This window comes from Bacillus sp. F9_6S_D1_P_5, assembly GCF_054823925.1.
In genome coordinates this window covers 47,005-70,090 of sequence record NZ_JBTREW010000020.1, presented here as the reverse complement: position 1 = coordinate 70,090, position 23,086 = coordinate 47,005, and the positions used below count along the sequence as shown (strand labels likewise).

Sequence of the window (23,086 nt, the reverse complement as noted above, 5' to 3'; positions counted from 1 at the left end):
TATGTCTATGAAAATCAGTGAGAAAAAATTTAATGATCGCGTTGGCGATGGAATTCAAGATTCGTTTATGCGCGGAGCAGTATCTTCTGCACAAACACGCTTATATACGAATCGCTTAAAAGCAGCGGATGAATTAGGAAACTGGGAAGAATGGCGTGAACTCGGTGAAGAAATTCGTCAACATACGTTAGAAAATCTTGATTATTACTTAATGCAGTTAAGTGAAAATGTATCAAAAAGAGGCGGACATGTGTACTTTGCGAAAACGAAAGAGGAAGCGGCAAAGTATATTCAAGACGTTGCAAAAAAGAAGCAGGCAAAAAAAGTAGTAAAATCAAAGTCGATGGTAACAGAAGAAATTAGTATGAACCATGCGCTTGAAGAAATCGGTTGTGAAGTGTTAGAAAGTGACTTAGGAGAGTATATTCTGCAAGTAGATAACGATCCACCTTCACATATTATTGCGCCTGCACTTCATAAAAATAGAACGCAAATTCGTGATGTATTTAAAGAAAAGCTTGGCTATGAAAATTCTGATGATCCATACGAAATGACGAAGTTTGTTCGTAAACAACTTCGTGAAAAATTTATGGATGCAGAAATTGGTGTGACAGGTTGTAACTTCGCTGTTGCAAATACTGGTTCTCTTTGTTTAGTAACGAATGAAGGTAATGCCGATCTTGTTATGTCGATTCCGAAAACACAAATTGCAGTAATGGGTATGGAACGTATGGTTCCAACAATGGAAGAATTAGATGTTTTAGTTGGTTTACTATGTCGTAGTGCAGTAGGTCAAAAGTTAACAAGTTATGTAACTGTAGCGGGACCAATTCAAGAAGAGGAAGTAGATGGACCAGAAGAATTCCACTTAGTTGTTGTCGATAATGGTCGTTCTCAAATTCTTGGATCTGAATTCCGTCAAGTGTTGCAATGTATTCGTTGTGCTGCTTGTGTTAACGTATGCCCTGTATATCGTCACGTTGGTGGACATTCATATGGTTCTATATACTCAGGACCAATTGGTGCGGTATTAACACCACTTTTAGGTGGATATGATGATTACAAAGAGCTTCCTTATGCCTCTAGTTTATGCGGAGCGTGTACAGAAGCTTGTCCAGTAAAAATTCCATTACATGATTTATTATTAAAACATCGTCAAGTTATCGTTGAGCAAGAAGGACGTGCTCCACTTGCAGAGAAATTGGCAATGAAAATGTTTAGTATGGGTGCATCTTCAGCAGCTTTATACAAAATGGGATCAAAAATGGCGCCAGCGGCAATGAGTCCATTTACATCGGGTAACCGTGTATCAAAAGGTGTTGGGCCACTTAAAAACTGGACAGATATTCGTGAATTCCCGGCTCCAAGTAAAGAACGATTCCGTGATTGGTATAAAGACCATAAGAAAGGCGGGGACAAATAATGACAGGATTAATTCAAAACCGTGAGTCCTTTCTAGAGAATATTGCAAAAGAACTTGGACGCGCGCGTAAAACGGATGGTGTAAAACGTCCAGTGTGGAAAAATAATGTGAATAAAGAAACGTTAAAAGATTATTCACAAGAAGAATTGTTAGAAGTATTTAAAAATCAATGTACAAACATTCATACAACTGTTGTGGAAACGACAAACGACCGTTTACGTGAAGATATTCAAAAAGTAATCGTGGAAAACGGCGGGGGACCTATTATGTTATCGGCAGATGAACGTTTTGATTCTTATGGATTGACTTCTTTATTTAAAGAAGAGCTTCCAAAGCAAAATGTTGAAGTAAATGTATGGGATCCTGAGAAAAAAGAAGAGAATATGCGTATCGCAGAAAGAGCGAATATTGGAATTGCCTTTAGTGATTATACTTTAGCTGAATCTGGTACGATCGTTGTACAAAGTCATAAAGGCCAAGGTCGTTCTTTACACTTTTTACCGACTGTATACTTTGCTATTATTCCACGTGAAACACTTGTGCCTCGTATTACACAAGCAGTTGAGGATATGAACTCACGTGTAGAAAATGGTGAGGAAGTGGCATCTTGTATTAACTTTATTACAGGACCTAGTAACTCGGCAGATATTGAAATGAATCTTGTTGTCGGCGTACATGGACCATTAAAAGCAGTATATTTCATCGTATAAAAGAGGGGAAAGCAGGCCAGAAAATGGCCTGCTTTTTTAATAGAATAGAGATAATATGAAGTAGAAGTTCTCTCCTTTTTTTGCTATGTTCTTCTGGAAAGGAGAGGAAGGGATGTTCACTTATGTATATGCATTGTTAGTGGGGATGGTGTTTGGTTCCTTTTTTATGGTAATTGCGATGAGAGTTCCACTAGGGGAGTCTATCATTGTCCCTCGTTCACATTGTCATTATTGTAAGTATGTGCTAAAGCCAAAAGAATTGATTCCAATTATTTCTTTTTGTATACAAAGGGGACGTTGTACGAATTGTAAGAGGGCGATTTCAATTTTGTACGTAGTATTTGAACTTGTAACCGGAATGATATTTTTTCTTACGGTATATATGATCGGGGTGGAACGAGAGCTTATTATCATTTTATCGCTTTTTTCATTACTTCTTATTATTTCAGTTACAGATTACATATATCTGTTAATCCCAAATCGTATTTTAGTTTGGTTTGCCTGTTTACTCATTTTAGAATGTATTTTTGTACCGTTAGTCACTTGGCCAGATAGTATAGTTGGTAGTGGCGTTATATTCATTTTGTTATATTGCATGCAAAAGATATATCCAGAAGGGCTTGGGGGAGGTGATGTAAAATTACTTTCGCTACTTGGATTTATAGTGGGACTAAAAGGGGTTTTTATGATTTTATTTTTAGCCTCTTGCCTTAGTCTTTGTTTCTTTGGAGTTGGTCTCGTATTAAAGCGTGTGAAAATGAGGACTCAAATTCCGTTTGGTCCTTTTATTAGCCTTGGGGCAATATGTTACATGTTGATCACGTATGCAAAATAGAGAGGGGATAGAACATGAATGTATATATGGATGATCAAAGAAGTTGTCCATACGGGTATGTGCTCGTAACTACAGTAGAACGTGCTTTGCAAATGGTTCGGGATTATGATGTGAATATTCTTTCCCTTGATTTTAACATGGGATGGGGAGAAAAAAGTGGATTAGATTTTGTAGATGCTTTTTGTAAAGAGGGTTTATATGTAAATGAAATGCACTTTCATACGAATGATGTCATCGGTATGCACAAGATGAAACGGAGGATTAATAAGGGAAAGGAAGAAGGGGAAATTAATCCTCACCTTGTTGTTAAATATGTGGGGAGCTAAAAACTCCAAAGTAAAACTTTGGAGTTTTTAATGTTTCATATGAGCTTGCAAAGGAATAATCTCTTCTTGTTGAGCTGCTACTAATTCAGTTTCTTCTTGTTTTACATCAGGTACTTTTTTTGTTAAGTAATGGTATACCATACCGACAAATACAGACCCGCCAATAATGTTACCGATTGTAACTGGAATTAAGTTATGAATAGCACCTGCAAAAGAAATTGTCTCCGGATGCGGTGAAACTAAAGATAAGGCAAACAGTGATAAGTTTGCAATGCTATGCTCGTAACCAGATAAGAAGAATGTGAAAACGAGTAGCATCATCATCATAATTTTTGCTGTATCACCTTTCACTTGAGAAGGTAAGAAACAAGCAAGACATACGAGCCAGTTACATAAAATGGCTTTAAAGAATAATTGCATTGTAGGTGTATTCATTTTTCCTTCTACTACTTTATTCATGAAATGTCCGTGATCAATTGCTTCGAAAATTCCAGTTGCATAAAATAGTAAGGCAAAGAATAAAGCGCCAGCTAAATTGCCTGCATAACAAGCGACCCAGTTACGAAGTGTATCAGAAATCGTTGTTTCTTTTCTTAAAGTTGCTACAGTGAAGTACATTGTGTTTCCAGTAAACAATTCAGCACCGCCATATATAATAAGGACAAGGGCAATTCCGAAAAACATAGAAGCTGCTAAATAAGTTGCTGGTGAATCTGCAATGTGAAAAAAGTTACCTAATTTAAAACATAGTACAATAATAAAACCGATATAAATACCCGCAAGTGCGGCACGAATGAAATATTGCATCGGGTTTGTATCTAGCATTTGTTTTTTGCTCTTAGCCAGTTTGACAACATAATCTAATCCTTGTTCTAGCATGAGTAATACGCTCCTTTAATACATCATCTATAAATACTCCTTATATGAATAAAGTACATGGATTCGGTCATAGTTTCAATAAGTTTGTGCAATGTTTCACAAAAAGGACATACATACATCGAGAAAACGTTTACAAAAGATAGTATAATAGAAATTTTTCTGGACATTGAGAGGGAGAAAGGAAAAAGAAAAAGCGCTGTAATTACAGCGCTTTTTCGTCTAAATTCTTTTCTACTTTTCCTTCTACTTCTTTCGAGAAGAACCAGCCGCCAACTGCGATTCCGACTAATACAATCCAGAATGTAAGCTTCCATGGTGTAGATTCTGGGAATGAATGTGGAATTACATTTAATGCAGGGTGTGCTAATGTATAAACTGCTAATTTCACACCAACCCAACCTACGATTAAGAATGCTGCAGTTTCAAGTCCTGGTTTACGTTTTAAGATTTGTACGAAAGCAGTTGCTGCAAATCGCATAATGATTAATCCGATAAGTCCACCTACAAAGATTACAACGAATTGCCCAGTATCAAGACTACCAATTGTACCTAAGCCTGTTTTTGGTAAAGTCATTGCTAATGCAACAGCAGCTAAAATAGAATCAACTGCGAAGGCGATATCAGCAACCTCAACTTTAAATACAGTCCACCAAAAATTCTCTTGTTTTTTCTTTGCTTCTTTTTCTTCTGTTTCTTCATCCGTATTCTTTTTAACATACGTTTTAAATAAGTGATTACCAGCGATAAACATAAGGTAAATGGCACCGATTGCTTGCACTTGCCATACGTCGACTAAGAACGAAATCATAAATAATGATCCGAAACGGAAAACAAATGCCCCCGCTAATCCGTAAAATAGTGCTTTCTTACGTTTTTCTTCTGGTAAATGTTTTACCATAATTGCAAGAACAAGAGCGTTATCAGCTGCTAAAATCCCCTCTAGTGCAATTAGGATGAGTAATACCCAACCATACTCCAATAATAATGATACATCCATGTACATTCTCCTCTCATTTCTATAAGTACTAAATAAGTGAAGAATTTCCCCACTATTTAGTTTCCCCATACTCCTGCCTATTAACTTTGGAAGAATTTGGTAATGAATACAAAAAAGACCTCTGCCGTTAATAGGCAAAGGTCTTGCTAGACATATGTAATGAAAATGCCAACAAAGCCGGAAGAACTAAGTTCTACGTAATGACGACTTTGTTTCCAAGAAATATTCTTGGACGCTACTCCCCTTTGGAGATATGCTATTGTACTCTCATTATATGGATAAATTATACGGTTGTCAACCTGTTAAAATATCTTCATTCGGATATTTTATTTTTCTGTTCTTTTTACGTGCAAATGAAAAAGCAAGTGTTAAAGGTCCCATTTTCCCGAAAAACATCATAAAGATGATAATAGCTTTTCCGATCATCGTTAAGTGTGGTGTGAAATTCATACTGAGACCGACAGTCCCAAATGCTGAAAATACTTCGAAAGCACTCATCAATAGGGGAACTCGCTCAGTAATACTTAAAATTAAAATAGCAAAAAAGATAAATGAAATGGAAATAATAGTGATGGTCAATGATTTGACGATGAGAGTATCTTTAATAGATTTTTTAAATACGACAATATCATCTTGTTCTTGTAAAAATTTAAATACCCCAAAAAACATGATTAAAAATGTTGTTAACTTAATTCCACCACCAGTTGAAGCGCTCCCAGCTCCAATAAACATTAGAAGCATCATTAATAAAAGGGAAGGCTTTGATAATGCAGAAATATCAACTGTATTAAACCCGGCAGTACGCGTTGAAACGGCCTGGAAATAAGCGGCCATTCCTTCTTCAAATGGAGTAAAGCCTCTCATAGAAAGAGAATTGTGGAACTCGAATATGAAAATAAAAACGGTCGCAATAATATTAACGATTAGAGTAGAAGAGAGCATAAGTTTTGAGTGTAATGTAAGGTTTTTTAAATTTTTCTTTCTTTTTATATCTACGATTACTGTAAAACCAATCCCACCTAAAATAATGAGGGAGGAAATGACGAGATTGACAAGAATGCTATGAGAATGCGACATTAAATTATCGCTCCACACAGAAAAACCAGCATTGTTAAAAGCAGAGATGGAATGAAAAAAACTATAATAGATCCCTTTAGCAATCCCGTATTTTGGTACCCATTCGAAAGAAAGAATGAAAGTAGCGATACATTCGACTGTAAAAGAGAATAAAAATAACGCTTTGGCAAGACGAATGACGCCTCCAATATTCGTTTGATTTAACGCTTGTTGTAGTAAAATTCGGTTTTGAAGACCGATTTTTCTGCCGAGCATAATTGCAATTAAAACGGCAAAGCTCATAATGCCAAGTCCGCCCACTTGTATAAGCGTTAAAATGACACATTGGCCAAATAAGGTAAATACTTTCCCAGTGTCCACAACACCGAGCCCTGTAACCGTACAAGCAGAAACGGTTGTAAATAAAGCATCGAGCCATGAAATAGACGTTGTTGTAGCAATTGGTAGCTTTAATAAGCATGTACCGATAATTGATAACATAATAAAAGACAAAGTAAGAACACGGGGAGGACTCATGCTAATGTTAATCCGTTTCATGTTACATATCGTTCCTTTCAGTTTGCTCTTACTAGTATGTGAAAAAGCACGATTATGTATGTTAAAAATAGAAAGAGGCAGAGAATATCTGCCTCTAAGCCATATGTTATAGTATTATCCACGTAATTGTTGTTGAGCTAAAGCAACAAGTCGTTTCGTTACTTCACCACCAACTGAACCGTTAGAACGAGATGCTGTATTAGATCCTAAGCTTACGCCGAATTCTTGTGCAATTTCATATTTAAATTGTTCAAGTGCTTGTTCCGCACCTGGAACTAGTAATTTGTTTGTTTTTACCATGTTGATACACATCCTTATGAGTAGTCCAGTTCAGCTAAGTACTTATCTAAACTGGTAACGTTATTTTATGTGGAAACGACGTACTCATACGCGGAAGTAATCGGTGTGATTAGAAGTTATTGGATAGAAAAAAGAGTAGCAAATTTGCTACTCTTTTTTCAGTATTGTCGCTGTACCTTCCACGACAATATCATCGGATTGATTGTATATGTTTGTTTGCAACGTAATGATTTTTTTATCGTCCCGTTTTTTTATAACTTCTGCCACAACGCGAAGTGTATCACCAATTTTGACAGGAGCACGGAATGAAACGTTTTGAGATAAATAAATCGTGTTTTTGCCAGGGAGTTTCGTACCAAGAATCGTCGAAATGAAACTGGAAACGAGCATGCCATGAGCAATACGTTCTTTAAACATAGTCGTTTTTGCAAAAGAATCTAAAAGATGAATAGGGTTCACATCTCCAGTTAATTTTGCAAAATTGATAACGTCCTCATCCGTAATCGTTTTTGTAAGGGATGCTTGATCACCGACTTGAATCTCATCATAACGAAGCTCTGGAACAGTTTGTGCTTCTTGAAATGGATTCATTTTGGCCTCCTTCTTTTCCATATCGAAAAATGCCAGCCATCTTGATGTAGTAGGAGGAAGAAAGAGTTTTGTTTGTGCTGCAGTTAGCTCCCACATTTTTCTTACTTGATGGAAGTAAATAAATTTTTTGAGTTTTCCTCGAACTGCTTTGCGAGTTCTAGTTGTTTGGACTTGAACTCTCCCAAAAAAACTTCTAACTGTTTTTGAACCTCTTCACGTTGTAATTGTTGTTGTTCAATAAATTGTTTTGTTGTTTCTTCAAATTGACCGCTAGTTTGAGTAAGAATAGACAAAGATGTTTTCGTAGGAGAAACAGTAAGTTGGTGCATCTGAGTAGAAAGTTCATTCCATTTCCCTTGCCACTCGTTAATTTGATCATTTAAGGAGTTTCCAGTTAATTGCTTCACGTAATCTGTATATTGGTTATTGAACTGAGCAGTGAATTGTTGTAGTTCTTTTTCTAGTTCATCTACTCCTGATGTTAATTTATGCAAAGCGTCTTGTTGTTGTTTTAATGTTTCTAAAGTAAGTTGTTCTAATTGTTTCCCAGCTGAAGAGAAGAGGGAAAGAGATTGAGACCAGTTTTTCCAAAATGCATCGACTAATTCGTATGGTTTAGTTTCCATTGTTTGACCTCCAAATGTTTTTTTGCATATTGTGAACGCAGATTACTCTGCTGTACCACCAGGTGAAGATGAAGAATCCTTTTCATCCTTTTCTGGAGAAGTAGAAAATGGAAAGAATGCATTGGTGTATAACGTAAAAAACGTCCGCAACATATTTTGATAATGTTCAAAAGAAGTCGCACATGTTGTTAAATATTGCTCTCCATATTCTGTTAAAGAATAAATTCGTTTCGCTGGCCCGCCTTCACTTGTATCCCAAGTAGAAGAAATGAGATTTTCTTTTTCTAACTTGCGCAATGTTCTGTACACATTACCTTGGTCAACAGAAGAAAAGCCGATGTCCATTAGCATTTGAATGAGTTTGTAACCATGAAGACTCCAGTCTTTTAGACAGAGAAGTAAGAAAGGAACTAAGAAGTTTTTTGGCATGGAGTTTGGTTGTTTCGCTTGGTTTTTTTCCAAACTTTCTGGGTGTTCTGGTTCATTATGTAGCATGATTGTGCATCACCTCATGAATCAGTTAGATGGAATTTTTTGCTTATAAGTGCAATTTACACCTATCTGTTTTTAATGTCAACACATTTATTGGAAAATAAAGAAAAATAAAATATAGACTTGAAGTTTTATTCAGAATATTAGAAAATAGTGAATAGGTTGAATTGTTTCAAAAACAAAAAAGGGAGTGTAGGCGAAGTGATTGATCAAAAATTCGATCCATTGCAAGCATGGAAAAATGCTTATGAACAAACCGAAACATTTTGGGGAAAAGCGCTCAATGAAACAATTAAAACAGAAGAATATTCTGCTTGGATGGGCAGCGTTCTAGACTTGAATTTGTTTTATCAAAAAGCGTTAAATGATACAACAAAAAGTTATTTAGAACAGGTGAATGTGCCTACAAAAGAGGATATCGCTAGAGTAGCTACGCTTGTTATTAACTTAGAAAATAAAGTTGATAATATCGAGGAAGTTCTAGAAGAGAAAGTGGATTCACTAGGACAAGCTCCTACATTAAAGCGTGATGTTACGAAAGTAAAACAAGATATTCGCACATTAGAAACGAAAGTGGATCAAATTTTGGAATTGCTAGAAAAGCAAAATGCAGTACTAGCGAAACTACAAGAACCTGTAAAAGAAGAAGTAAAGCCTGCGAATAAGCCGGAAAATAAAAAATGATAATAGCGTTTGTTTATAACGTGAAAAAGAGAGGGGGAGAATCTCTTTTTCATGTATAAACAACGAAACATAATTAATATATGGACTCTATTCATATGAGTACCAAAATGATTCATAACAATCGTTCACAAATTCATTTAAGGGGGAAAAGAAATGGTTCAATTAAATGGCAAAGTAGCAATCGTAACAGGTGGGGCAAAAGGAATTGGAAAAGCAATTACAGTAGCGTTAGCACAAGAGGGAGCAAAAGTAGTTATTAACTATAACAGCAGTAAAGAAGCAGCTGAAATCTTAGTAAATGAATTAGGAAAAGAAGGACATGACGTTTATGCAGTTCAAGCGGATGTTTCGAAAGTAGAAGATGCAAACCGACTTGTAGAAGAAGCTGTGAATCATTTTGGTAAAGTTGATATTCTTGTTAATAATGCTGGTATTACAAGAGATCGTACATTCAAAAAGTTAAATCGTGAAGATTGGGAGCGCGTAATTGACGTGAACTTAAGCAGCGTATTTAATACGACAAGCGCTGTCCTTCCATACATAACGGAAGCAGAAGAAGGAAGAATCATTAGTATTTCTTCTATTATTGGCCAAGCTGGTGGATTTGGACAAACAAACTACTCAGCAGCGAAAGCAGGTATGTTAGGATTTACAAAATCATTAGCGTTAGAACTTGCAAAAACAAATGTAACTGTAAACGCAATTTGCCCAGGATTTATTGATACTGAAATGGTAGCAGAAGTACCAGAAGAAGTACGTCAAAAAATCGTTGCTAAAATCCCGAAAAAACGTTTTGGTCAAGCTGATGAAATTGCAAAAGGTGTAGTATACCTATGCCGTGATGGTGCATATATCACAGGTCAGCAATTAAACATTAACGGTGGATTATACATGTAATGAAGTAAGAAAAAAGTGCATATCCATAGCAGGAATGCACTTCTTTTTTTTAGAAAGAAATCGACCGAAAAGGAGATAGAAAAATGACTACATTCGTAACGGAATGGGAAAAGCAATTGGAGTTGTACCCAGAAGAATATCGTAAAGCATATCGTCGTGTGAAAAGAGCGAGCGAAGTTTTATTACGCGAACCAGAACCACAAGTTGGTTTAACACCGAAAGAAGTTATTTGGACGAAGAATAAGACGAAGCTGTATCGTTACATTCCAAAACAAGAAAAAACACAGAGAGTTCCAATTCTATTAATATATGCGCTTATTAATAAACCGTATATTATGGATTTAACTCCAGGAAATAGTTTAGTGGAATATTTAGTAGATCGTGGTTTTGATGTGTATATGCTTGATTGGGGCACATTTGGTTTAGAAGATAGTCATTTGAAATTTGATGATTTCGTGTTTGATTATATTGCAAAAGCAGTGAAGAAAGTAATGCGAACTGCAAAATCGGACGAGATTTCTTTACTTGGTTATTGCATGGGTGGAACGCTAACTTCTATTTATGCGGCACTTCATCCACACATGCCAATTCGTAACTTAATCTTTATGACAAGTCCTTTTGATTTCTCTGAAACAGGATTATACGGTCCTTTATTAGATGAGAAATACTTCAATTTAGATAAAGCTGTTGATACATTCGGAAATATTCCGCCAGAAATGATTGATTTCGGAAATAAGATGTTAAAACCAATCACAAACTTTGTAGGTCCATATATCGCTTTACTCGATCGTTCAGAAAATGAGCGCTTCGTCGAAAGCTGGAAATTAGTTCAAAAGTGGGTTGGTGACGGTATTCCATTCCCGGGTGAATCTTATAGACAATGGATTCGTGATTTTTATCAAAATAATAAATTAGTGAAAGGTGAACTCGTTATTCGCGGACAAAAGGTAGACCTTGCAAATATTAAGGCGAATGTCTTAAATATTTCTGCGAAACGTGATCATATCGCTTTGCCATGCCAAGTAGAAGCGTTGCTAGATCATATTTCTAGCACAGATAAACAATATGTATGTTTACCGACGGGACATATGTCAATCGTTTACGGTGGAACAGCGGTAAAACAAACATATCCGACGGTTGGAAATTGGCTAGAAGAGCGTTCTAATTAAAAATAAAAAATCCAACTAGCGTATGTTAGTTGGATTTTTTTATAAGAAATAACAAACTATAGAAAGGAGAAATTTATATTTTAGGAGTATAATTATGAAACTTATGACTGGTAAGTTGTTTTGGAATACAGGAGTTTCTATACCTTGTTATCCATCATTAGAAAATGATATGATATGTGATGTGCTTGTAGTCGGAAGCGGAGAAGTAGGTGCTCATATAGCGTATTTGTTAGCGAAAATTGGAATGCGTGTTACGCTCATTGAAAAACGAGCAATCGCTTGCGGTAGCACAGCTGCTAATACAGGTTTACTACAATTTTTGCATGATAAATCGTTAACCTCACTTATCCATACATTTGGTGAAGAAAAAGGGATACGAGCATATAAGCTTTGTTATGAAGCGTTACGAACGATGGAGCAAGTTGTACCGACTCTCGATATTGATCCCCAGTTTATTCCGCGAAGTAGTTTATATTATGCAAGTAAAAGTGAGGATGTTTCATTTTTACAAGAGGAGTATAATACGTTACATAATTATGGATTTCCAGTTGAGTATTTTACAGAAACTGATGTGAAAGATCGTTATTCTTTTACAAAACAAGCGGCATTATATACACACGGTGATGCCGAGGTGAATCCGTATTTATTAGCGCATAGCCTTTTGCATAAAGCAAATCAAATGGGAGCTACTATATATGAGCATACAGAGGCCATACATATAAAAAAACGCCAAAATGATTTAATTTGTTATACGAAAACAGGAAATCAAATTGTAGCAAAGAATATTATTATGGCGACAGGTTATGAAGCACTTTTCGGAAAGAAAGAAAAAAATACAACAGTAGAAACATCTTATGCAGTTGTAACAAATAAGGTAGATTCATTTGAAGGTTGGTATGAACGATCATTAATTTGGGAAACAGCACAGCCTTACTTATATTTTCGAACATATGAAAACCGTATTATTATAGGCGGGTTAGATGAAGCGATGCAAGTTCAAACAATTGGTGATACGAAATTATTGCATAAGCGTGATATCCTTATTAACATTGTAAAAGAGATGTTCCCGCAGTATAAGAATATACAGGCAGAGTACTATTGGGCGGCAGCATTTGGAAGTTGTCATGATGGACTCCCTATTTTAAAAGAAGACAAAAAGATACATAATTTATTTTACGCATTGTCACATGGCGGTAATGGAACTGTGTATGGAATGGTATTTGCCAAATTATTTGAGCAGTTATTTACAAATAAAGAAAGTAAAGATTTTTCTTTATTTAATCGATAGAAAAAGGTAGCGAAGTGATGGAATGAAAGATATAAAAAAGTTTTTGCAAAAATTACGTCCTGTACAACTCATTGTTTTGTTTTATTTATTAGCAGTAGTCGTATCGGTGATATTGCTTAGTTTCCCGTTTGTTACGAAGGCTGGTGTGAAATGGACATTTATCGATGCACTCTTTACATCTGTTAGTGCGGTAAGTGTGACTGGCCTGTCTGTCGTTACGATTTCAGATACATTTACTACGGCGGGAATTATTATGTTAGCCCTTATTTTACAATTAGGCGGCTTAGGAATTATGGCACTTGGTACGTTCGTTTGGATTATAACGGGGAAGAAGATCGGTTTGCAGAGAAGACGACTCATTATGGCAGACCATAATCAAGGGAATTTATCAGGCCTTGTAGAATTGATGCGTTCTATTTTAATTGTAATTATTTCGATAGAACTTATTGGAGCAATACTATTAGGTACAAGATTTCTACTTTATTTTCCAACTTGGCAAGAAGCTTATTTTCACGGTTTCTTTGCGGCTGTTAGTGCAACTACGAACGGCGGATTTGATTTAACAGGACAATCGTTAATTCCGTACAAAAAAGATTATATTGTGCAAATGATTCATATGTTGCTTATTATTTTAGGAGCAATCGGTTTCCCTGTATTAATGGAAGTAAAGCAATTCTTTAGTAAAAGGCGACAGCAACTATTCCGCTTTTCGTTGTTTACAAAATTGACGACAACGACATTTTTTGCACTCGTTATCGTTGGAACAATTATGATTTTTTTACTAGAACGAAATCAGTTTTTAGCGAGGAAATCATGGCATGAAACAGTTTTCTATACATTATTCCAATCTGTGACGACGCGAAGTGGTGGACTTGCTACAATGGATATACGTGAATTGTCACAACCGACGCTTTTATTTATGAGTATATTAATGTTTATAGGAGCATCTCCAAGTTCGGTTGGGGGCGGAATACGTACAACAACATTTGCTGTTAGTATATTATCGCTATACACTTTTGCAAGAGGCGGGAGAACGGTTAGAGTCTTCAAACGTCAGCTACATGAAGAGGACGTGCTGAAAGCATCTGTCGTTATGACGATGGGGATTTTATTATGTGCTACAGCACTATTTATCTTATCTATTACGGAAAATGTACCGCTTATGAGTTTAATTGTTGAAGTGTGTTCTGCTTTCGGGACGACAGGACTATCGACAGGTATTACGCCAGATTTAACAACTGTTGGTAAACTTGTGCTCATTGTACTTATGTTTATCGGGCGTGTCGGTATTTTAACATTTATACTAGCTAGTGGCGGAAGAGAACAGCCACCTCGCTATAAATACCCGAAAGAGAGAATTATTATTGGATAGTATGAAACCATTCTACCTATGTGAGGTAGAATGGTTTTTTAGTCGTTAATGCCAAATTGCGGATGCATAAAAGCATCATTCTTATTATCTACTTCTTTTTTTAGCAACTCTTGATTTTCTTCTGAAATCCACCCAATATCATTTGTAGGATGAATCCATTCTTCTCCAGCCATAATGGCAGGATCTACTTCATCACTCCAATTGTGAAGTGGACTATTCTCGGAATCATATTTACTGTCTCCGATTACGACGTCATATTGATTGATGAAAGGTTGTTGCATCTTCTTTCCTGTTCCTTTAAAAGATGGAAAATTCATTTGATGCGGGAGCGTTTCATCTAAAATGGGTGACTGTATTTTATCTTTTTTCTTCAAAATAATCGCTCCTTTTCTAATGCTTCCTTCATAGGTAGTATTTCCATCTAGCGGCTCTTATGTACTTGTTAACACTTGCCAGTAATAATTATTTCAGCTTGCTTCAAACTAGAGTAGAAAGTGAATTCTTGAGAGTAGGTGAATGTATTGGTAAAAAGAAAAGTGAAACAAAATGCGGCAATCAATAATAATAAAACTCCGAAAGAAAGCTTACCAGATGCAGAATTTGCATTAGAGTATGAAGGAGAGAATAGCGCGAAGTATGCAAATCGTAATTCAAAAAAAGGTAAACAAAAATGAGGCGTTTTTTACAAACGCCTCATTTTTTTGTGGGATTATAAAGGTTTTTTTAATTATTTGTAAATTTAGGGTTCGTTATTAGCAGAAAAATGCGAAAAAACATAGAAGTAGCAACGTATTACACAAAAACAAACAACAAACAAAAGATTAATGTTGGTTTAATACTGCTTTTACACTAGTTGTTTATATTTGAATTGTACATAAGATTTGTAAAAGGAGAGAGAGACAGTGAAAAAAACAATCTTTAAAGCTGTAGCAACTGGAATGGTATTTTCGTTATTAATGGGGTGTGGTGCAAAGAAAGAAGAAAGTGCTGGGGCAAAAGTGAAAGATGATAAATTATCTGGATCATTAACTGTTTACACAGCGATCGAAGAAGAACTTGTACCAATTTATCTTGATTCATTTAAACAGAAGTATCCAGATGTAAACCTGAACATTGTTCGTGATTCAACTGGAGTTATTACAGCGAAATTGCTAGCTGAAGGAAAAAATACACAAGCAGATGTTGTATGGGGAACAGCAGCGTCTAGTCTATTAGCTTTAGATAAAAAAGATATGTTAAAAGGGTACTCTCCAAAAGGAGCGGATCGTGTTCTTCCGCAATTTAAAGATGATAAGCAACCAGAAAAATGGGTAGGTAATACGGCATTTATGACGGGGATTGCTATAAATAAAGAAGAATTAAAGAAGAAAAATTTACCGATGCCAGAATCATACGAAGACTTAACGAAACCAGAATATAAAGGAACGCTTGTTATGCCACATCCGGCTTCTTCTGGAACAGGATTTTTAACAGTTTCTGCATGGTTACAAATTATGGGTGAAGATAAAGGCTGGGATTACATGAAGAAACTTCATGAGAATATGGCAACTTATACTCATTCAGGTTCAAAACCAGCGAAATTAGCAGGCGCAGGTGAATATCCAGTTGGTGTATCAATGGTTTATAGTGCTTTAAAAGAGAAACAAAAAGGTGCACCAGTTGAAGTAGTGTTACCGAAAGAAGGATTAGGTTGGGAAGTAGAAGCGAACGCACTTATTAAAAAAGATAACGCAAAAAATGAAAAATTAGCGCAAGCATTTTTAGATTGGGCAATTACTGATGATGTAATGAAGTTATACTTCGAGAAAAATGGATTTGCGACAATTAAAAATGATTATAAACTTCCAGATGGATTCCCTAAAGACGTAACAGAAAAGTTATACAAAAAGAATGACTTTAAGTGGGCAGCAGAAAATCGCGACGAAATTTTAGAAAAATGGGAAAAAGAGTTTGGTCAAAAAGCAGAACCGAAAAAGTAAGTGAGTGGGAGAGAGAAAAAATGAGCGAATATTTATCAATTCAACACATTCAAAAACAGTTTGATGCATTTACAGCGTTAAAAGATATTTCTTTTACTGTGAAAAAAAATGAGTTTGTATGTTTATTAGGCCCAAGTGGTTGTGGGAAAACGACATTGCTTCGAATTTTAGCAGGGCTAGAAGAGGCAACAACAGGTAGTATAGCTGTGGATGGAAAAGATATTACAGCATTACCTCCTGGAAAGAGGAACTTCGGAATGGTGTTTCAATCGTATGCATTATTTCCGAATTTAACAGCACTTGAAAATATTGAATACGGCTTAAAGACAAAAAAATATGGAAAAGCAGAAGTAAAAGAGAAAGCGCTAGAGGCGTTAGAACTAGTTGATTTACTGAATGTAAAAGATAAATACCCTGCTCAAATGTCTGGTGGACAACAGCAGCGAGTGGCACTTGCACGTGCGCTCGCTCTGTCTCCGGATATTTTGTTACTCGATGAGCCGTTATCTGCTTTAGATGCAAAAGTACGTGAAAAGTTACGTAGAGAAATGCGTGATTTGCAAGAAAAAGTAGGAGTAACAACTATTATGGTCACGCATGATCAAGAAGAGGCATTAACGATGGCTGATAAAATTGTTGTAATGAATCATGCGGAAATTATGCAGATTGGAACACCAGAGGAGATTTATCAAAGACCAGCCAATCCGTTTGTGGCAGATTTTATTGGTTCTATTAATTTCTTTTCGAAAAATAATGAAGAACATGCAATTCGTCCTGAACATGTAACAGTTGTACAAAACGATGGTATTAAAACGGTTGTGGAAAGTATGGAATTCCGTGGATCTGTATATCGGACAGAAGTGCGAGTCGTAGAAGAAAAAACACATCTTTATAACGAGAAAATTGTAGTGGATATATTGGCATCAGAAGTAGAAAAAACCGCTATTAGAAAAGGAAAGCCGATTCAAATCTCTTTCTCAGAAAATCATATGTTGTCATATGGAAAGAAGGTCATTGTATAGATGGAGATGTTAGAGAATTTCAAGGTAGAAAGTACGAAAAAAAAGATTAAGAGACGTATTGGTAAAGAAGGGTGGATACAAAGACTATTAATTATTGGTATGCTTCTTGCTTTTTTGATCATGCTTGTATTACCCCTATTACAATTGTTTACACAAGCTTTTTACGATAAAGATGGAGCTTTCATTGGTGTTGCGAATTTCAGTAAATATTTCACAACACCAACGCTAGTTCAATCATTACAAAATACGATATGGATTTCGGGTGCGACAACAAGTATTGCAGTGACACTCGCTTTCGCTTACGCCTATGCGATTGCTCGTACGAATGTGTTTGGGAAGCGTGTATTTCAATATGTCGCGTTGTTACCACTATTCGCACCAACGATGATGCACGGTATCGCACTGACATATTTATTTGGTAATCAAGGGTTAGTAACGAAAGGAATGTTTGGTTTGTTTGAAGGGATACAAATCCCTTTATATGGACCAGTAGGAATTGTAATGGCTGAGGTCATGTATACATTTCCGCAAGCATTTCTTATATTATTAATTGCTTTTCAAGGATCTGATTATCGTTTATATGAAGCTTCTAATATGTTAGGAGCGAGTAAAACAAAGCAATTCTTCACTGTTACTTTACCTAGTGTAAAGTACGGATTAATTAGTGCGATGTTCGTTGTGTTTACACTTAGTTTCACTGATTTTGGGGCACCAAAAATTGTTGGTGGACAATATAATGTACTTGCTACTGACGTATATAAGCAAGTAATTGGACAGCAAAATATGCCGATGGGTGCAACTGTCGGGATGATTTTATTAATCCCAGCTATTTTTGCATTTGCAGTTGATCGCATTACGCAAAGAAAGCAGGCGAATCTCTTATCTTCCAAATCAGTACCTTACAGAATAATAAATAATAAGAAAAGAGATGTTATTTCATTCGTATATTGTAGCGTAGTAACGCTTATGATCATTCTATTATTTGTGGCAGTTGGTATTGCTGCAAGTGTGAAAGTATGGCCATATAATATGAGCTTTACATTTGAGCATTTTAATTTTTCAAGTTTGACAGGAGATGGACTTGAAGCGTTTAAAAATAGCGTAATTGTTTCAGCAATTACTGCGGTTATTGGAGCGGTTTTAACATTTATGTTCGCTTATGCGATTGAGAAAATAGATCAGCTACAATTTTTCCGAAAAGCAGGTTACTTTTTCTCTATAGTCCCTTTAGCGATACCAGGTTTAGTACTTGGGTTAGGCTATGTCTTCTTCTTTAGTCAACCAACAATACAAATCTTTGGACTTTCCGTAACGAATCCGTTTCATTCTCTATACGGAACAATCGCTGTGCTAGTACTAGTCAATATCATTCATTTTTATTCTGTAACATTTGTTACAGCAACGACAGCTTTAAAGAAATTAGATCGAGAGTTTGAACTTGTTTCCCAGTCGATGGGGATTCCGTTTTATAAAACATTCTTTCGAGTAACAGTACCGATGTGTTTACCGGCGATTTTAGAAATGGTAATGTACTACTTCGTAAATTCAATGGTAACTGTTTCGGCAGTCGTATTCCTATACGCAGCTGATTTTAAACTAGCTGCTGTATCAATTGTAAACATGGATGATGCAGGAAATGTAGCACCAGCAGCTGCAATGAGTGTACTGATTGTTGTTACAAATATTGTAGTAAGAGTTGTATATGAATGGGGAACGAAAGCACTTCGTAACCGAACTTCACAATGGCAAAAAAGATAAATAAGATAAATAAGATGAATAAGATAAATAAGAAGGGTGATGGATTGAATGAAAATAGAAGCAGTTATTTTTGATTGGGCAGGTACGACAGTTGATTATGGATGTTTTGCGCCACTGGAAGTATTTATGGAGATTTTCCATAAACGCGGTGTTGAGATTACAGCAGAAGAAGCTCGTAAGCCAATGGGGTTATTAAAAATTGATCATGTAAGGGCACTTACAGAGATGCCTCGTATTGCGAGTGAGTGGAATCGTGTTTTCGGACAATTACCAATAGAAGCAGACATTCAGGAGATGTATGAAGAATTTGAAGAAATTCTCTTCGCTATCTTACCGCGCTATGCGTCGCCGATTAAAGGAGTAAAAGAAGTGATTGCTTCTTTACGTGAAAGAGGAATTAAAATTGGTTCAACGACTGGTTATACGAGAGAAATGATGGACATTGTAGCAAAAGAAGCAGCGCTACAAGGGTATAAACCTGATTTTCTTGTAACGCCAGATGATGTTCCAGCAGGTCGTCCATATCCGTGGATGTGTTATAAAAATGCGATGGAACTTGGTGTATATCCAATGAATCATATGATAAAAGTTGGAGACACGGTATCGGATATGAAAGAGGGAAGAAATGCTGGAATGTGGACAGTTGGTGTAATCCTTGGCAGTAGCGAGCTCGGTTTAACTGAAGAGGAAGTGGAGAATATGGATTCGGCAGAACTTCGTGAAAAAATAGAAGTAGTTCGCAATCGTTTCGTTGAAAATGGGGCGCACTTTACGATAGAAACGATGCAGGAACTCGAAAGCGTAATGGAACATATCGAGAAACAAGAACTTATTATTTCATAAAAGGGGAATAGGATCATGACTGAAAATCACTACTTATTATTAACACCAGGACCATTAACGACAACAAAAACGGTAAAAGAAGTTATGTTATACGATTGGTGTACGTGGGATGCTGAATATAACACGATGGTGCAAGATGTAAGAGCTAAACTTGTATCGTTAGCAACGAAAGAAGAAGAGAAATATACGACTGTTCTCATGCAAGGAAGCGGTACGTTTTCAGTTGAAGCAGTAATTGGTTCTGTTATTCCTAAAAATGGAAAACTGCTCGTTTGTACAAATGGTGCGTATGGTAAGCGAATTGTACAAATGGCAGAGATGTTACATATAGATGTGGTGGTTAGTCAAACGGAAGAATGGGAGCCTACTAATATTACAGAAGTAGAAAAGATATTACAACAAGATAAAGAGATTACACATATTGCAGTTGTTCATTGTGAAACAACAACAGGTATTATCAACCCAATTGTAGATGTATGTAAATTAGGGAAGCGATATGGAAAAGTAACACTAGTTGATGCAATGAGTAGTTTTGGTGGTATTGAAATAGATATCGCGGAGTTGCAAATTGACTTTCTGATTAGTAGTGCGAATAAATGTATCCAAGGTGTTCCTGGATTCGGCTTTGTTATTGCAAAGCGCGATGAATTGGTGAAATGTAAAGGGCAGGCACGTTCATTATCATTAGATTTATTTGATCAGTGGGAAACGATGGAAAATCAAAATGGGAAATGGCGTTTTACGTCACCTACACATGTTGTACACGCTTTTTATCAAGCACTACTTGAATTAGAAAAAGAGGGCGGAGTAAAAGCGCGTTACAATCGATATTATAACAATCAAAAACTATTAGTGAATAGAATGAGAGAAATCGGATTTAAGCCACTAGTAGATGAAAAGTATCAATCGCCTATTATTACATCCTTCATTTATCCAGAAGAGTGTTTCGATTTTAGACAGTTATATAATGAATTAAAGTGTGATGGATTTGTTATTTATCCAGGTAAAATTTCAAAAGTAGATACATTCCGTATTGGAAATATCGGTGATGTACATGAGGCAGATATTAATCGCTTAGTTGATAGTATCGCTAAAGGAGTTGTTATAGGTTGAAAGTATTTTGCTTAGGTGGAGCAGGTAAAATTTGTCGTGAAGCAATTTTAGATTTAGTACAATTTTCATCTTTTGAGACAATTACAGTAGCGGATTTTAATGAAGAAGAGGCCCTGAAAGTAGTAGAATGGCTCAACGATCCTCGCGTAGATTTTGTGAAAGTAGACGTAACAAATCACGAGGATACGGTTGCAAAAATGAAAGGCTATGACATTGTAATGGATGGTACGACAATTAAGTTAAATGGATTATCCACTCGATGTATTGCAGAAGCAGGTTGTCACGGTGTGAATTTAAATGGATTTGGTGAAGAAAATGATTCGCATTCTATATTTGCTCAAAACGGAAAAACGTGTTTACCTGGATTTGGTATGACGCCAGGTGTAACGCAAATGATGGCGATGCATGCAGCAAATCAGTTACATACTGTAGAATCAGTTCGTGTCAGTCACGGTTCATATCGTCCGATTGCTTTTTCTGCATCAATTACAGAAACAACGACATATGAATATGATCCACATTTACCATCGCGTACAGTGTATGAAGATGGTGAGTTTAAGCAAGTACCTCCGTTTGCGCGTCCGAGAGAAATTGAATTACCGGCGCCTTATGGTAAGGCAACGCAGTATATAATCCCGCACTCTGAAACGATTACGTTAGCGAAGGCACTAGAAAATAAAGGCGTCAAGCTGATAGAGACGAGAGGAACTTGGCCAAAGCAAAATATGCAGCTCGTACGTGCTTTATATGATTATGGTATATTGCGTAATGATCAAGTTGAAATAAATGGGGAAGCAATCGGCATTATGGATTGTATCTCGAAGTATTTATTACAATCGAAAGAAGGACAAGAAACAGAAATTTACGGTTATGCACTTCATGTAGAAGTAATAGGTATGAAAAATAATGAGAGACAAAGGCACGTATTATATCATACACACCCGTTATCTGATGGATCTGTTGCAGGATGGGAAAAATTAAGAGCTTATACGAGAAACGTCGGTATTCCATTTGGGATTGCTACAGAGTTAATCGCAAAAGGGAATGTAAATCAAGTTGGTGTTGTGACACCTGAGGAAGCTTTTGTCAAACCACAAATTATTTTTGATGAACTAAAAAAGCGTGGTATTCATATTCATGAAGAAATTTTCACTGAAAAGGAAAGTTATAACTTTGTATAAGTAAGGTAGTTTATGAGGTAGAAATCAATGGGGTGAGGCTATGTCTGTAGTAGGTGAAGAAAGAAAGCGAACCATTCTTGAGAAGGTAGAGTTTAAAGGGAAAGTAAAAGTTTCAGAGTTAGCGAGAGAGTTTGCTGTATCAACAGAGACGATTCGCCGTTATTTAGAAGAATTGGATCGTGAAAAGAAGTTGAAGAAAGTGTATGGTGGAGCCGTCCAACTTCCGGGAGCTGGAATAGAGGCACCAATGTTAGAACGAGAGATGCTGCATATAGAAGAGAAGAAGAGAATTGGGTATAAGGCAGCAACGTTTGTGGAAGATGGAGATGTGATTGCGATTGATGATGGAAGTACACCACTTCAAATGTTGCCATATCTTGTTCATCGTAAAAATTTAACGATTGTAACAAGTTCATTTCCAGTAGCAACACAATTAATTTCTTCTATTAATAAAAAGATGTTTCACGGTGAAGTTTTATTTATTGGTGGAAAAGTATCTTCAAAACATTCACGTGTGTCAGGGTCTATTTCGCAGCAAGTAATCCAGCAATTTCATTTTCATAAAGCATTTGTTTCGATTGATGGATTGTTACCCGGTTTTGGGGTTTCTAGTTTTGAATTAGAAAAGGCGAAATTGTCAGAAGCGATGCTGAAATTAGCGGAGAAAACATATATTTTATGTGATCATACAAAAGTAGGGGTAAAAGGAAATTACCGAATAGCAGCATTTTCGCGTATTCAACATGTAATTTGTGATAAAAAAATGCCTTATAGTTTTGAAGAGGAAGTCAAAAAGCATAATATTCAATGGACAATTTGCTGAATAAATTGAACTCCCACCTGATTTTGAGGTGGGAGTTTTACTGCTTGTAAATAGCGGGGATAAAAGATTTGTATTTATGCAAAAAGTGGACACATTTTCTCATCTCTTTCATATAATTTACCAATACAAAAAAAGTTGGTCGAAGGAAAGAAGGGAGAAGCATG

Annotated in this window: 25 protein-coding genes and 1 riboswitch; of the genes, 17 read left to right on the top strand and 8 right to left on the bottom strand. The window is 36.1% G+C overall.

What is annotated here, in order from left to right; all coding sequences use genetic code 11:
• The first annotated feature begins 1 nt into the window (after window position 1).
• From ACUXEY_RS21730 to ACUXEY_RS21715, 4 genes are all read left to right on the top strand, one after another.
• Window positions 2-1,423 carry a LutB/LldF family L-lactate oxidation iron-sulfur protein gene (locus ACUXEY_RS21730; protein ID WP_000061914.1) on the top strand — a complete coding sequence of 474 codons (1,422 nt, stop codon included), beginning with the start codon at window positions 2-4 and terminating at the stop codon, window positions 1,421-1,423.
• A complete protein-coding gene (locus tag ACUXEY_RS21725; protein WP_166704881.1) occupies window positions 1,423-2,133 on the top strand; it encodes a LutC/YkgG family protein in 711 nt (236 codons plus the stop codon). Before ACUXEY_RS21730 ends, ACUXEY_RS21725 begins: the two co-directional genes overlap by 1 nt.
• A gap of 112 nt (window positions 2,134-2,245) precedes the next feature.
• On the top strand, window positions 2,246-2,968 hold the full coding sequence (locus ACUXEY_RS21720; RefSeq protein ID WP_429598816.1) for a prepilin peptidase: 723 nt from the start codon (window positions 2,246-2,248) through the stop codon (window positions 2,966-2,968).
• A 14-nt stretch (window positions 2,969-2,982) separates the two neighbouring features.
• The gene (locus tag ACUXEY_RS21715; RefSeq protein WP_429598819.1) at window positions 2,983-3,294 is read left to right on the top strand and encodes a cyclic-phosphate processing receiver domain-containing protein; all 312 of its coding nucleotides are present in this window, start codon (window positions 2,983-2,985) and stop codon (window positions 3,292-3,294) included.
• A gap of 27 nt (window positions 3,295-3,321) precedes the next feature.
• Here the strand turns inward: ACUXEY_RS21715 and ACUXEY_RS21710 are convergent, their stop codons facing one another.
• The 7 genes from ACUXEY_RS21710 to phaQ form a co-directional block, all read right to left on the bottom strand.
• Window positions 3,322-4,173: a formate/nitrite transporter family protein gene (locus ACUXEY_RS21710; RefSeq protein WP_048561446.1), complete on the bottom strand. Its 852-nt coding sequence runs from the start codon at window positions 4,171-4,173 to the stop codon at window positions 3,322-3,324.
• A 202-nt stretch (window positions 4,174-4,375) separates the two neighbouring features.
• Complete coding sequence (locus tag ACUXEY_RS21705) at window positions 4,376-5,170, bottom strand: TerC family protein (protein WP_166704877.1); 795 nt, start codon at window positions 5,168-5,170, stop codon at window positions 4,376-4,378.
• 90 nt (window positions 5,171-5,260) lie between these two features.
• Window positions 5,261-5,426: riboswitch (yybP-ykoY riboswitch) on the bottom strand.
• A 38-nt stretch (window positions 5,427-5,464) separates the two neighbouring features.
• Window positions 5,465-6,784 carry a TrkH family potassium uptake protein gene (locus ACUXEY_RS21700; protein ID WP_429598822.1) on the bottom strand — a complete coding sequence of 440 codons (1,320 nt, stop codon included), beginning with the start codon at window positions 6,782-6,784 and terminating at the stop codon, window positions 5,465-5,467.
• Between the two features lie 114 nt (window positions 6,785-6,898).
• The gene (locus ACUXEY_RS21695) at window positions 6,899-7,084 is read right to left on the bottom strand and encodes an alpha/beta-type small acid-soluble spore protein (protein WP_000241212.1); all 186 of its coding nucleotides are present in this window, start codon (window positions 7,082-7,084) and stop codon (window positions 6,899-6,901) included.
• Window positions 7,085-7,231: 147 nt separating this feature from the next.
• Entirely contained in the window at window positions 7,232-7,675 is a 444-nt protein-coding gene (locus tag ACUXEY_RS21690; RefSeq protein ID WP_461301572.1) for a MaoC family dehydratase, read from the bottom strand.
• Window positions 7,676-7,776: 101 nt separating this feature from the next.
• Complete coding sequence (phaP, locus tag ACUXEY_RS21685) at window positions 7,777-8,301, bottom strand: polyhydroxyalkanoic acid inclusion protein PhaP (RefSeq protein ID WP_075308595.1); 525 nt, start codon at window positions 8,299-8,301, stop codon at window positions 7,777-7,779.
• A gap of 42 nt (window positions 8,302-8,343) precedes the next feature.
• The gene (gene phaQ / locus ACUXEY_RS21680) at window positions 8,344-8,796 is read right to left on the bottom strand and encodes a poly-beta-hydroxybutyrate-responsive repressor (protein WP_000903018.1); all 453 of its coding nucleotides are present in this window, start codon (window positions 8,794-8,796) and stop codon (window positions 8,344-8,346) included.
• Window positions 8,797-8,994: 198 nt separating this feature from the next.
• Here phaQ and phaR point away from each other — a divergent pair, with 198 nt between their 5' ends.
• The 5 genes from phaR to ACUXEY_RS21655 all read left to right on the top strand — a co-directional run bounded on the left by phaR (window position 8,995) and on the right by ACUXEY_RS21655 (window position 14,203).
• A complete protein-coding gene (gene phaR, locus ACUXEY_RS21675) occupies window positions 8,995-9,477 on the top strand; it encodes a polyhydroxyalkanoic acid synthase subunit PhaR (protein ID WP_098344500.1) in 483 nt (160 codons plus the stop codon).
• Window positions 9,478-9,630: 153 nt separating this feature from the next.
• Window positions 9,631-10,374, top strand: coding sequence for an acetoacetyl-CoA reductase (locus tag ACUXEY_RS21670; RefSeq protein ID WP_166704874.1), 744 nt, complete (start codon window positions 9,631-9,633; stop codon window positions 10,372-10,374).
• A gap of 83 nt (window positions 10,375-10,457) precedes the next feature.
• On the top strand, window positions 10,458-11,543 hold the full coding sequence (phaC, locus tag ACUXEY_RS21665; protein WP_087957950.1) for a class III poly(R)-hydroxyalkanoic acid synthase subunit PhaC: 1,086 nt from the start codon (window positions 10,458-10,460) through the stop codon (window positions 11,541-11,543).
• A 94-nt stretch (window positions 11,544-11,637) separates the two neighbouring features.
• Complete coding sequence (locus ACUXEY_RS21660) at window positions 11,638-12,831, top strand: NAD(P)/FAD-dependent oxidoreductase (RefSeq protein ID WP_461301571.1); 1,194 nt, start codon at window positions 11,638-11,640, stop codon at window positions 12,829-12,831.
• 22 nt (window positions 12,832-12,853) lie between these two features.
• Window positions 12,854-14,203: a TrkH family potassium uptake protein gene (locus tag ACUXEY_RS21655; protein WP_461301570.1), complete on the top strand. Its 1,350-nt coding sequence runs from the start codon at window positions 12,854-12,856 to the stop codon at window positions 14,201-14,203.
• A gap of 38 nt (window positions 14,204-14,241) precedes the next feature.
• Here the strand turns inward: ACUXEY_RS21655 and ACUXEY_RS21650 are convergent, their stop codons facing one another.
• The gene (locus ACUXEY_RS21650; RefSeq protein WP_048561442.1) at window positions 14,242-14,577 is read right to left on the bottom strand and encodes a DUF3905 domain-containing protein; all 336 of its coding nucleotides are present in this window, start codon (window positions 14,575-14,577) and stop codon (window positions 14,242-14,244) included.
• Between the two features lie 147 nt (window positions 14,578-14,724).
• Between ACUXEY_RS21650 and ACUXEY_RS21645 the strand changes: the two genes are divergently transcribed.
• From ACUXEY_RS21645 to ACUXEY_RS21610, 8 genes are all read left to right on the top strand, one after another.
• Window positions 14,725-14,877, top strand: coding sequence for a hypothetical protein (locus ACUXEY_RS21645; protein ID WP_000240799.1), 153 nt, complete (start codon window positions 14,725-14,727; stop codon window positions 14,875-14,877).
• 228 nt (window positions 14,878-15,105) lie between these two features.
• Window positions 15,106-16,182 carry a putative 2-aminoethylphosphonate ABC transporter substrate-binding protein gene (locus ACUXEY_RS21640; RefSeq protein WP_461301569.1) on the top strand — a complete coding sequence of 359 codons (1,077 nt, stop codon included), beginning with the start codon at window positions 15,106-15,108 and terminating at the stop codon, window positions 16,180-16,182.
• Window positions 16,183-16,202: 20 nt separating this feature from the next.
• Window positions 16,203-17,204, top strand: coding sequence for a putative 2-aminoethylphosphonate ABC transporter ATP-binding protein (locus ACUXEY_RS21635; protein WP_166704871.1), 1,002 nt, complete (start codon window positions 16,203-16,205; stop codon window positions 17,202-17,204).
• A complete protein-coding gene (locus ACUXEY_RS21630) occupies window positions 17,205-18,962 on the top strand; it encodes a putative 2-aminoethylphosphonate ABC transporter permease subunit (protein WP_461301568.1) in 1,758 nt (585 codons plus the stop codon).
• 48 nt (window positions 18,963-19,010) lie between these two features.
• Complete coding sequence (phnX, locus tag ACUXEY_RS21625; protein WP_429598838.1) at window positions 19,011-19,805, top strand: phosphonoacetaldehyde hydrolase; 795 nt, start codon at window positions 19,011-19,013, stop codon at window positions 19,803-19,805.
• Between the two features lie 15 nt (window positions 19,806-19,820).
• Window positions 19,821-20,918 (top strand): 2-aminoethylphosphonate--pyruvate transaminase, encoded by a 1,098-nt coding sequence (gene phnW / locus ACUXEY_RS21620; RefSeq protein ID WP_461301567.1) that lies wholly within the window; start codon window positions 19,821-19,823, stop codon window positions 20,916-20,918.
• Window positions 20,915-22,099 (top strand): saccharopine dehydrogenase family protein, encoded by a 1,185-nt coding sequence (locus ACUXEY_RS21615; RefSeq protein WP_429598845.1) that lies wholly within the window; start codon window positions 20,915-20,917, stop codon window positions 22,097-22,099. The genes phnW and ACUXEY_RS21615 overlap by 4 nt, the downstream gene beginning before the upstream one ends.
• 40 nt (window positions 22,100-22,139) lie before the next feature.
• Window positions 22,140-22,922 carry a DeoR/GlpR family DNA-binding transcription regulator gene (locus ACUXEY_RS21610; protein WP_461301566.1) on the top strand — a complete coding sequence of 261 codons (783 nt, stop codon included), beginning with the start codon at window positions 22,140-22,142 and terminating at the stop codon, window positions 22,920-22,922.
• Window positions 22,923-23,086: the final 164 nt, after the last annotated feature.

Excerpts from the sequence above, each read along its gene's own strand:
- ACUXEY_RS21610 (WP_461301566.1), top strand. The coding sequence starts at position 22,140 with ATGTCTGTAGTAGGTGAAGAAAGAAAGCGAACCATTCTTGAGAAGGTA.
- ACUXEY_RS21670 (WP_166704874.1), top strand. The coding sequence starts at position 9,631 with ATGGTTCAATTAAATGGCAAAGTAGCAATCGTAACAGGTGGGGCAAAA.
- phnX (WP_429598838.1), top strand. The coding sequence starts at position 19,011 with ATGAAAATAGAAGCAGTTATTTTTGATTGGGCAGGTACGACAGTTGAT.
- phaP (WP_075308595.1), bottom strand. The coding sequence starts at position 8,301 with ATGGAAACTAAACCATACGAATTAGTCGATGCATTTTGGAAAAACTGG.
- ACUXEY_RS21655 (WP_461301570.1), top strand. The coding sequence starts at position 12,854 with ATGAAAGATATAAAAAAGTTTTTGCAAAAATTACGTCCTGTACAACTC.
- ACUXEY_RS21695 (WP_000241212.1), bottom strand. The coding sequence starts at position 7,084 with ATGGTAAAAACAAACAAATTACTAGTTCCAGGTGCGGAACAAGCACTT.
- ACUXEY_RS21690 (WP_461301572.1), bottom strand. The coding sequence starts at position 7,675 with ATGAATCCATTTCAAGAAGCACAAACTGTTCCAGAGCTTCGTTATGAT.
- ACUXEY_RS21700 (WP_429598822.1), bottom strand. The coding sequence starts at position 6,784 with ATGAAACGGATTAACATTAGCATGAGTCCTCCCCGTGTTCTTACTTTG.
- phaQ (WP_000903018.1), bottom strand. The coding sequence starts at position 8,796 with ATGCTACATAATGAACCAGAACACCCAGAAAGTTTGGAAAAAAACCAA.
- ACUXEY_RS21630 (WP_461301568.1), top strand. The coding sequence starts at position 17,205 with ATGGAGATGTTAGAGAATTTCAAGGTAGAAAGTACGAAAAAAAAGATT.
- ACUXEY_RS21635 (WP_166704871.1), top strand. The coding sequence starts at position 16,203 with ATGAGCGAATATTTATCAATTCAACACATTCAAAAACAGTTTGATGCA.
- ACUXEY_RS21720 (WP_429598816.1), top strand. The coding sequence starts at position 2,246 with ATGTTCACTTATGTATATGCATTGTTAGTGGGGATGGTGTTTGGTTCC.
- ACUXEY_RS21730 (WP_000061914.1), top strand. The coding sequence starts at position 2 with ATGTCTATGAAAATCAGTGAGAAAAAATTTAATGATCGCGTTGGCGAT.
- ACUXEY_RS21725 (WP_166704881.1), top strand. The coding sequence starts at position 1,423 with ATGACAGGATTAATTCAAAACCGTGAGTCCTTTCTAGAGAATATTGCA.
- ACUXEY_RS21710 (WP_048561446.1), bottom strand. The coding sequence starts at position 4,173 with ATGCTAGAACAAGGATTAGATTATGTTGTCAAACTGGCTAAGAGCAAA.
- ACUXEY_RS21705 (WP_166704877.1), bottom strand. The coding sequence starts at position 5,170 with ATGGATGTATCATTATTATTGGAGTATGGTTGGGTATTACTCATCCTA.
- phnW (WP_461301567.1), top strand. The coding sequence starts at position 19,821 with ATGACTGAAAATCACTACTTATTATTAACACCAGGACCATTAACGACA.
- ACUXEY_RS21715 (WP_429598819.1), top strand. The coding sequence starts at position 2,983 with ATGAATGTATATATGGATGATCAAAGAAGTTGTCCATACGGGTATGTG.
- ACUXEY_RS21660 (WP_461301571.1), top strand. The coding sequence starts at position 11,638 with ATGAAACTTATGACTGGTAAGTTGTTTTGGAATACAGGAGTTTCTATA.
- phaC (WP_087957950.1), top strand. The coding sequence starts at position 10,458 with ATGACTACATTCGTAACGGAATGGGAAAAGCAATTGGAGTTGTACCCA.